Consider the following 9,375-nt stretch of genomic DNA (forward strand, 5'->3'; position numbering starts at 1 on the left):
GATCAGGCCAGCCCCGGTGCCGGCTCCCACGGTCGATCCAGCCCGGCGAACAGATCGTCCTCGTGTCCGTCCGGGCCCACCGGCCCGAGACGACCACGCACCAGCACGTAGTGCTCCTCCGGCAACACCGGCTGGGCGACATTGTTCGACAGCGCGAATTCGCGGCCCGAGGGCGCGACCGTCACCTGAGTCGCGTGCGCGCGCAAGGCGGCGCGCTTGGCCGCCAGCACATCCGAGACATCGACCGTGGTGGTCACGGTCTCACTCGACACACAGGCCAGCTCGCCCACCGCCGGCAACCGCCATCCGCTCGGCAGGGCCCCGGGCAGACGATCGACCGTGCGGCGGGCCAAGGCCTCGGTATGCCGGCGCAGCACGTCGGCATCGGTCACCGTCCAGTACACCTTCGGTGTATCCCAACCCTTTTCGGCCGCCGCGGCCACCGCGTCCATGGTGACCCGATGGGCACGCATATGGTCGGGATGGCCGTAGCCGCCGCGCGGGTCGTAGCCGACCACCACGCGCGGGCGCAGCCGCAGCAGCACCTCGCTCAACTCCGCCACCGCGGCCGGCCCGGAATCGACGAAGGCACGCGGGTGCGTCGGCACCAAGGGCTTGGGGTCGGCGGTCGTACCGGTCATCCCGGAATCCCGCCAGCGACCCGCCCCGCCGAGAAAATGCGGCGCATCGACACCGAGGGCGGCCAGCGCTGCGGTCAGCTCGTGGATGCGGAAGCCGCCCAGCTGATCGGCGTGGGCGCTGGTGAGCTGTTGCCAACGCTCCCCGATGACCTCGCCCTCCTCGCCGAGCGTGCAGGTCACCACGGTCACCGGAACCCCACGGGCGCGGTAGTGCGCGATGGTGCCGCCGGTGGCGATCGACTCGTCGTCGGGGTGGGCGTGTACCAGAACCAGTCCGCCGGTTGCGGTCACGACAGCCGCCGCCAGGTACTCGCGCCGCCGAAGATTCCGACCTGAATCGAACCGCTCAGCGAAACCCCGTCCATCCGCGAACTCGCCGCGGCGACACCGGTGTCCTGCACGATCGGCAGCACGGTCGCCAGATCCCACAGCTTCGGCTCCGCATCACCGATCGCCTTGGGCACATCCACCCCGCGCAGCGCCGCGTCGATCTGCGGTTGCAGCGAGGGATCACAGATCCCGGCCACATTGCTCGGCGCCTTGCGGATGGCATCGATCTGCGAGGTGTCCTCCTGACCGGGCGCTGCGACCGGCGGACAGCCGTACCGCGAGGACAGGATCGTCGCCGGATCCTCACCGGCCCGCTCCCAGCCGACCACCGCGTCGACGGTTCCGTCCGCGAGATCCTTCCCGTAGAGCTCGTCGGCCGGCAGGCTGCGCACAGACGCATCGATTCCGGCGCTGCGCAGCTGGTCGGCGGCGGTGTTCGCGACGGCCAGCGTGGTCTGATCCTTGTCCACCGCGCCGATCCGAATCGTCAGGGTCCGGCCGTTCTTGGCGACCGGACGCGGCTGCGGCGCGGGCGAGGTCGTCGGATTACCCGCCGCGGGAGACTCGGGCGCACGGCCGAATCCGGCGTCGGCCAGCAGCCCGAACGCCTGGTCGGGAGACGGCCGCGGCGGGGCCGTCGGCGCGTATCCCGGATCCGAGGGCGCCAGGATCTGCGCCCGCACCGGATCCACCCACGCGCCGGTCTCGGCGCCCACCGAGGCCAGCAACGCCGGATCGAGCAGCCCCAGCACCGCATGGCGCACCCGCGGATCGGCCAGATCCCCGGACCGCCCGTTGAGCACCATCTGCATCTCCCGCGCCTGCGGCATGATCGCGGTGCGCACCTGCGGAATCGCGGCCAGCTGCGCCTGCGTCGCGACACCGCCGTGCACCAGCGCCATCTGGGCGTCCCCCGCGCGCAGCGATTCGGCCAGCTGCGCCGGAGTTCCGCCGCGCCGCAACAGAATCTGATCCGGCACCGCCGGAGTACCCCAGTAGCGGTCGTTGCGTTCGAGCAGGATCTCCTCGCGGCCCGCGTCGGCCTGCTTCACCCGGAACTGCCCGCCGGAGATCGGATTCTGATCGATCAGCCCGCGTTCCACGGCCAGCGCCCGCTGGAAACCACCCGGTGCGTCCTTGAGCAGATGCGAGGGCAGCAGATCCGAAAACAGTTGCCGCCAAGCCGGATACGGCTGACTCATCGTCACCGTGACCGTCTTGCCGCCTTCCGAGGACTTCACATCGTTGATCAACCGGTAGCCCGCCGGATCCACCACCCCGGGCTGGCTGATCATCTGCTGCCACAGATAGCGGAAATCCTCGGCCGCGATCGGCGCCCCGTCCGACCACGACGCCTGATTCTGAATCTTGTAGGTCAGCGTGAACTGATCCGGCTGCGCCGGATCCGACGGCGTCACATCCGCCGACACCATCAACGCCGCATCCGGCACCCACTCCGTTCCCCCGGGCACGGTCGGCGACGGCACCGGACGAAACGGGCTCGGAAACACCATCGACGCAACGGCATTCGTCGCCGGCGACTGGTTCGACCGCAGATGCGGATTGAATCCGATCCCGATGTCGTCGACCGCCACCACCACCGTGGACTTCGTCGGCGTAGCCGGAGTCGTCTTCGGGCTGTCGGTGCTCTCGATCGGCGGCGGCGGATTGGCGGTGCACGCGGTGAGCACTCCGAGCGCCAGCATCAGCACCAGTACCACGCGCCGCCCTGCACGCATACGAACTCCCGACATCACGAGACGTACTCTAGTGTTTTCGGCCTCCTACGCGTTCTGGGCGGCGCGGTCGCGGGCCTTGCGACGCGACGCCTCGCGGCCGCGTTCGGTGGCGCCCAGGATCACCTTGCGCACGCGCACGATCTCGGGGGTCACCTCGACGCATTCGTCGGCGGCGCAGAACTCCATGGCGCCCTCGAGGTCCAGCTGCAGCGGCTTGGCCAGGGTCTCGAGCACGTCACCGGTGGCCGAGCGCATATTGGTCAGCTTCTTCTCGCGGGTGACGTTGATGTCGAGATCCTCGGCGCGCGGGTTGATACCCACCACGTGACCCTCGTAGGTGTCGGCGCCCGGCTCCACGAAGAACTGGCCGCGGTCGGCGAGCTGAATCATCGCGAACGGGGTCACCGTGCCGGCACGGTCGGAGACCAGCGAGCCGGTGTGGCGGGCGCGAATCTCGCCGGCCCACGGCGCGTAGCCGTCGAAGACCGCGTTGGCGATACCGGTGCCGCGCGTCTCGGTGAGGAAGTCGGTGCGGAAACCGATCAGGCCTCGCGAGGGGACGATGAACTCCATGCGCACCCACCCGGCGGAGTGGTTGCTCATCTGGACCATCTTGCCCTTGCGGGCGGCCAGCAGCTGCGTGACCGCACCCAGGTACTCGTCCGGGCAATCGATGGTCAGCTCTTCGAACGGCTCGTGCACCTTGCCGTCGACCTGTTTGGTGACCACCTGCGGCTTGCCGACGGTCAGCTCGAAACCCTCGCGGCGCATCTGCTCGACCAGGATCGCCAGCGCCAGCTCACCACGGCCCTGCACCTCCCAGGCATCCGGACGGCCGATATCGAGCACGCGCAGCGAGACGTTGCCGACCAGCTCCTGATCCAGCCGCGACTTCACCATGCGGGCGGTCAGCTTGTGGCCCTGCACCCGGCCGACCAGCGGCGAGGTGTTGGTGCCGATGGTCACCGAGATGGCCGGCTCGTCGACGGTGATACGCGGCAGCGCCACCGGGTTGTCCACATCGGCGAGAGTGTCACCGATCATGATCTCCGGAATACCGGCGATGGCGACGATATCGCCGGCCACGGCCTCCTCACCCGGCTTGCGCTCGACACCGATGGTCTGCAGCAGCTCGGTGATCTTCACGGTCTTGACGCCGTCACCGTGCATCCACGCGACATTCTGGCCTTTGCGCAGGGTGCCGTTGTGGATGCGGACCAGCCCGATGCGCCCGAGGAACGGCGAGGCGTCCAGGTTGGTGACGTGCGCCTGCAGCGGGGCCGACGGGTGGCCCTTGGGCGCGGGCACGTACTTCAGCAGCACCTCGAACAGCTCGTCGAGGTTCTCCGCATCCGGCGCGCTGCCGTTCTCGGGGCGCTGGGTGGAGGCCTTGCCCTCGCGGCCGGAGGCGTAGAGCACCGGCAGATCCAGCGCCAGCTCGGCCGCCTCGGACGCTTCGTCGTCGAGGTCGGAGGCCAGATCCAGCAGCAGGTCGTGGCTCTCTTCGACGACCTCCTCGATCCGGGCGTCGGGACGGTCGGTCTTGTTCACGACCAGGATCACCGGCAGCGAGGCGGCCAGTGCCTTGCGCAGCACGAACCGGGTCTGCGGCAGCGGCCCCTCCGAGGCGTCGACCAGCAGTACGACACCGTCGACCATGGACAGACCGCGCTCGACCTCGCCGCCGAAATCGGCGTGACCGGGGGTGTCGATGACGTTGATCACAGTGACGCTGCCGTCGCCGTGATGACGATGCACCGCGGTGTTCTTGGCGAGAATGGTGATGCCCTTCTCGCGCTCCAGATCACCGGAGTCCATCACCCGGTCGACCGGCTCGGCACGCTCGGCGAAGGCACCGGACTGCCGCAACATGGCATCGACCAGCGTCGTCTTGCCGTGGTCGACATGAGCCACAATGGCGACATTGCGGAACTCGACAGACGACACGTTGAATCCTCCTGCTGAATGAATGGGTTGCGGCCGACCCGCGCCGTAGCGGGTCCGAACAAGGCAGGTGGACTGATCTCACCGGACATGCGGCCAGCTACACAGTACCGAAACCCGGTCGGCCACCGTTTCCGGCATCATGGTTGGTTACCCTGGGCCGCATGGGCAAGGTGAAGGCCAAGGAGGTCGCACACCTCACACCGAAGAAGAAGTGCTGCCGCAAGAAGAAGCGCTGCCTGAAATGCCCTGTCGTGGTCTCGAAAATGAAGAAGTGCCAGGCCGCCGGGGTCAAGGGCAAAGATCTCAAAAAGGCTCTCAAACTCGCGCGTGCGGCCTGAGCCGCGACCGCTGGGGTAGAACCGAAAGTATGAGTACCCCATTGCTCTCCGACAGCGAGATCGCCACTGGGTTGCGCGAACTACCCGCCTGGACCCACACCGGCAGCAGCATCTCCCGAACCGTCGAGGCCCCGTCCTTCATGGCCGGCATCGAACTGGTGCGACGAGTGGCCGAATCCGCCGAGAAGGTCAACCACCACCCCGATATCGATATCCGGTGGCGGCGGGTCACCTTCACCCTCTCCACCCACTCCGAGGGCGGCATCACCCGCAAGGATCTCGCGCTGGCCGGCCAGATCGACCGCCTCGCCGATCAGAGCTGAACCGGCCTAACCCGCCACCGAACCCGCCGCGACCGCGGGCGCCGACACCGGTGTGCCCGGCCGCCCGCACTGCGCGCCCGCCCAGATGATCCACAGATAGGTCGCGACCACGCCGAAAACGTAGATCGCACCCAGCCAGGCCAGGACGGCCGGGCGGGAGATCTCCCAGATCGTCGGCTGGAAGAAGGTCAGGATCCACGGAATGCCGACCAGCGTGGTCACCAGCCAGAATCCGGCCACCACCCGTGCCCCCGCGATCGAACGCAGCGGACCGTGCACCAGCCACATCATCAGCGGCAGCAACCACACCCAGTGGTGCGACCAGGAGATCGGCGACACCATCAACCCGAACAGCTGCACCACCAGCAGCACTCCGAGCCGATCGCCGAAATCGACCGCGCGCCAAGCGAACCAGGCCAGCACCACGGTCAGCAGCACCGCACCCAGCCACCACGGCCCGAACGGGATGCGGTGCCCCGCCACATACCAGGGCGCTCCCGCGTCGTGGCCGAGAATGCGGCTCAGCGCCCCGCGCAGCGACTGGTTGACCACCGAACCGACCGGGCCGATGCGGTTGGCGTCACCGATCAGCGGCCCGAAATAGGTCCGCGTCTCCGACGGCGAGATCAGATAACTCACTCCGATCGTCGCCGCGAACACCACCGCCGACCACACCGCGGCCGCCCACCGCCGCTGCGCCAGGAAATACAAACCGGTGATCCCCGGCGTCAGCTTGACGCCCGCGGCCACACCCACCAGCAGCCCCGACAGCCACCAGCGGGCGGAGTACGCCGCCGCCAGCCCGGCCAGGAGCAGGAACACATTCACCTGTCCGTAGTCCAGCGTCGTCCGCGTCGGCTCCAGCCACAGCCCCAGCGCGGTCCACAGCATCGCCGCCGCCCGCCGATCCGACTCCGCCGCCGAACCCGGCAAGAGCGCGAAAGCGATCCGCACCGACGCGTACAGCGCCACCACGATCAACCCGAACCACAGCAGCGTCACCAGCCCGAACGGCAGGAAATGCAGCGGGTAGAACACCACCGCGGCGAACGGCGGATAGGTGAACGGAAGCGGGAAATTCGGAGTCTTGTCGGCATAGACGAAGTCGTAGAGATGCCCACTGCCCAAATTGGCCGCGCCCTCGACGTATACGCGCAGGTCGACCACGTCGAGCCCGTGTGGAAGCACGAACATCAGCACCAGACGGGCCACGACCGATACGGCCAGAACAGCCCCGGCCACGCGGATGTCGGCCAAACGGAGGTGTCGGGTCACGGGCGGTAATTCTGCCCTCGCTTCCCGTCGTGCGTAGCCCCGGGCATACGTCGACGACGTGTCCACCCTCAGCAGGTCTCGGCCCGCCTCGATTTTGGACTGACGGAGCGAAGGAGCGCAGCGACTGAGCGGAGGAGGGAAAAATCGAGGCCCAGGGGGCCGAGACCCCGCCGAAGCGAAGCGGAGGCCAAAGATACAGGTTATGTTCTGATAACGCGCCGGGCGCGGTGATCGGAATTGCCGGGCGGTGCAGGCAAGATCACACCCATGGCTGTACAACACGGCGGCACTGTCTTTAGAGTGTCGCGAAGCGATGCCCGCATCGCACGATGTTCTCGCATCACATGACGAGGTAACCCCGAGGTTAAGGACGGCAACACCAGTGCTTCGCACCAGAGGAACGCGGTTCGCATTGTCCGTGCTGGCCCTGACAGCCGGCGCGACACTCGCCGCGTCGACGATCGCGGTTGCCGAACCGGCACCGAAGGCCCAGGCCGTTGATGTTCCGCTGGTCCCGGAGGGCGTTCCGGTCGACGCGATCGCATCGCTGGCTCCGGCTATCGTCGGCGCTGCCGCCCAGGCGGGCAACATCGCCTCGCCGGGCGCTCAGACCATTCTCGATCAGGCGATCCAGCTACTCGAGCAGTCCAATCTGCCGCCGCAGGTCAAGCAGACGTTGCAGGCCATCGTCGCCTTCCTCAACGGCAGCGGTGGCGGCGGTCCCGAGATCCCGAAGAACGGTCCTGCCATCGCGCAGTTCCTGTACCCGACCATCGGCAAGGACTGCATCGGCCCCGGTTCCGACTCGGTCGGCACCGCGCTCGCGGTTCCGGGTCCGGCCGAACTGCCCCCGCCCGGACCGGCCGCCGGTCAGGCCGGCTTCGTGTTCACCGCGCTGGGCACCAAAGGTCTGACGCCGCAGCAGAATCCGCCGATGACGGTCCAGTGGTACAACCTGGACAACCACCGCGGCGGCACCGTGGCGCTGACCGACGAGGCGCACATCAACCCCGACGGTCCGGCCACCCTGTCGGCCATCGTGGACACCGGCCCGGGTCGCGTCGTCTCGGTGATCGCGGGTTCCCTGACCACCCAGCCGGCCGCCGATCAGGCGCCGATCACCTGCTCGTTCCTGCCCACGCTGGGCCTGTTCACCGTGGCGTCGGGCCCCGCCCAGGCCGCGGCTCCGGTGAACCCGGCCGGCACGGTGCCCGCCGCGCACGCGGTGCAGCAGCCCGCAGCGGTACGCCCGCAGAACTGATCTCGAGCTCCCGACGGCCCGGAGATGTCGCGAAGGCGACACTCCGGGCCGTTTGCTGTCAATGCGCCGTGGGATGTCCCCGACTGTGGTAGACCGCTAGGTATGTCGACTGTCGATCAGCTCGAACGGTCTGCACCCGTCACGTCGGACACCGGCGCCGTCCCCCGCGGCCGGCGTGGGAAAGCCGGGCATTCGGTGATGTCGCGACGCTCCTACCGATCGGTGTTGTCCACCCGATCACATCGCTCGATCCTGTCGTTCCGATCCGAACGGTCGATCCTCTCGATCGGCTCGGCCTACTCCGTTTTGTCGATCGGCAGCGTCGGATCGGTGCTGTCGGTCGGTTCGGTGGGCTCGTTCTTCAGCCTCGGCTCGGCGTTCTCGGGCCTGTCGCGATGGTCGCTGCTGTCGTGGATGGGTGTGCGCGACGCACCCGAGGCGCGCCCGGCACTGACGGTCGTCCCGGACGAACCCGATCTGCTCGCCGACCCCACCTGTCACTGCCAAACGTAGGTAGCTGCCGATTCACCACCCGCTGGTGATCACCACTGCCCGTACTGCGCGGTGAGGATGTTGTTCACATCCACTCCCACCCCGTCGACCGTGCGATCGTCTATCTCGACCTGATGCAGATTCGCTGCCGGGTGCACGAACCCCTTCGGCGTCCCCCAATTGTGTTGCCAGTACCAGGAACCCAGGCCGGCGACCTTGGCCAGTTCGATGGTCGGCGCATTGGCGTAGACGCCGACATTCTCGTTGCCGAGCACCGATTTCCAGCCCTCGAGGTACGGCGCGATGAGGGTGGCGAAATCGACCGGCGTCGGATTGTCGTCGATGGAGGCGTAGATCGGCACCCCGTCCGGGCCGCCGGCCTCGCGGTGCAACTGCAGACCGCGGTCGGCGTGACGCTTGCCGGCCTCGAGCCCGCCCTTCCAATCCGCGGTGGCACCCTTGCCGAACTGGTAGCACGACACCACGGTGAGCCCGGCCGCGTGCAGCGCGTCGACCTCGCTCGCGCGCAACGGCTTTCCCACCATCCATTCCGCGCCCGGGCGCCGGTCGGAGACATAGCGAATCGCGCCGGCATGTCCCGCGGCGCGGATCGCCGCCGCGTCGGGCACGCCGCCGGCATAGTCGAGCAGGGTGCCGAGGACGTGGTCGGCGGAGGCGGTCGGTGCGAGGACGGCGGGTGCGAGCGCGGCCAGACCGGCTGCGGTGGCGGCGGCACCGGCATATCCGAACAAGGTGCGGCGGGTCATCGGAACGGAACGCATCGAAACTCCTTCGCGCTGCAGCGATATAGAGATCTCATCTGATGCCGGCCACCCCGCGGACCGGTGGAAATGCAAGCGTGTCCGGCGCGCCTTCCCCGACGACAACACTGCTGTCATCCACGCGCCGGAAGCCTCGAACGTGGACTCATTTCACCACATGCACATATGAACCGCTAGTGTTCTGCGCCTGAAATCCGTTGCAGATATCGTGCGAGGGAGTCGAGGATCTCTTCGGCGGTCTTGCGCC

The 9,375-nt window shown here is 68.0% G+C and carries 9 protein-coding genes; 4 read left to right on the forward strand and 5 right to left on the reverse strand.

What is annotated here, in order from left to right; genetic code table 11:
- Nucleotides 1–2 precede the first annotated feature (2 nt).
- Genes mshB through typA form a run of 3 tightly spaced genes read right to left on the reverse strand, consistent with a single transcriptional unit; the run spans nucleotide 3 to nucleotide 4,657 of the window.
- Nucleotides 3–932: an N-acetyl-1-D-myo-inositol-2-amino-2-deoxy-alpha-D-glucopyranoside deacetylase gene (gene mshB, locus A5789_RS09910; RefSeq protein WP_227462865.1), complete on the reverse strand. Its 930-nt coding sequence runs from the start codon at nucleotides 930–932 to the stop codon at nucleotides 3–5.
- On the reverse strand, nucleotides 929–2,710 hold the full coding sequence (locus A5789_RS09915; RefSeq protein WP_227462864.1) for an ABC transporter family substrate-binding protein: 1,782 nt from the start codon (nucleotides 2,708–2,710) through the stop codon (nucleotides 929–931). Before A5789_RS09915 ends, mshB begins: the two co-directional genes overlap by 4 nt.
- Nucleotides 2,711–2,755: 45 nt before the next feature.
- A complete protein-coding gene (gene typA / locus A5789_RS09920) occupies nucleotides 2,756–4,657 on the reverse strand; it encodes a translational GTPase TypA (protein ID WP_064901749.1) in 1,902 nt (633 codons plus the stop codon).
- Between the two features lie 161 nt (nucleotides 4,658–4,818).
- On the opposite strand from typA, the gene A5789_RS37285 reads away from it, so the two are divergent.
- Both A5789_RS37285 and A5789_RS09925 read left to right on the forward strand, forming a co-directional pair.
- A complete protein-coding gene (locus A5789_RS37285) occupies nucleotides 4,819–4,995 on the forward strand; it encodes a hypothetical protein (protein ID WP_086006963.1) in 177 nt (58 codons plus the stop codon).
- Nucleotides 4,996–5,024: 29 nt separating this feature from the next.
- A complete protein-coding gene (locus A5789_RS09925; RefSeq protein ID WP_030514860.1) occupies nucleotides 5,025–5,318 on the forward strand; it encodes a 4a-hydroxytetrahydrobiopterin dehydratase in 294 nt (97 codons plus the stop codon).
- A 6-nt stretch (nucleotides 5,319–5,324) separates the two neighbouring features.
- On the opposite strand, the gene A5789_RS09930 is transcribed toward A5789_RS09925, so the two are convergent.
- Nucleotides 5,325–6,593: a mannosyltransferase gene (locus tag A5789_RS09930; RefSeq protein WP_064901748.1), complete on the reverse strand. Its 1,269-nt coding sequence runs from the start codon at nucleotides 6,591–6,593 to the stop codon at nucleotides 5,325–5,327.
- 382 nt (nucleotides 6,594–6,975) lie between these two features.
- Between A5789_RS09930 and A5789_RS09935 the strand changes: the two genes are divergently transcribed.
- Both A5789_RS09935 and A5789_RS09940 read left to right on the forward strand, forming a co-directional pair.
- Nucleotides 6,976–7,854, forward strand: a complete 879-nt coding sequence (locus tag A5789_RS09935; RefSeq protein ID WP_227462863.1) for a hypothetical protein — start codon at nucleotides 6,976–6,978, stop codon at nucleotides 7,852–7,854.
- A 198-nt stretch (nucleotides 7,855–8,052) separates the two neighbouring features.
- A complete protein-coding gene (locus A5789_RS09940) occupies nucleotides 8,053–8,367 on the forward strand; it encodes a hypothetical protein (RefSeq protein WP_063012524.1) in 315 nt (104 codons plus the stop codon).
- Nucleotides 8,368–8,396: 29 nt separating this feature from the next.
- Here A5789_RS09940 and A5789_RS09945 read toward each other — a convergent pair whose 3' ends face one another.
- On the reverse strand, nucleotides 8,397–9,128 hold the full coding sequence (locus tag A5789_RS09945) for a DUF1906 domain-containing protein (RefSeq protein ID WP_064901747.1): 732 nt from the start codon (nucleotides 9,126–9,128) through the stop codon (nucleotides 8,397–8,399).
- Nucleotides 9,129–9,375: the final 247 nt, after the last annotated feature.

It is taken from the genome of Nocardia sp. 852002-51101_SCH5132738, assembly GCF_001665695.1.
Lineage (GTDB): Bacteria > Actinomycetota > Actinomycetes > Mycobacteriales > Mycobacteriaceae > Nocardia > Nocardia nova.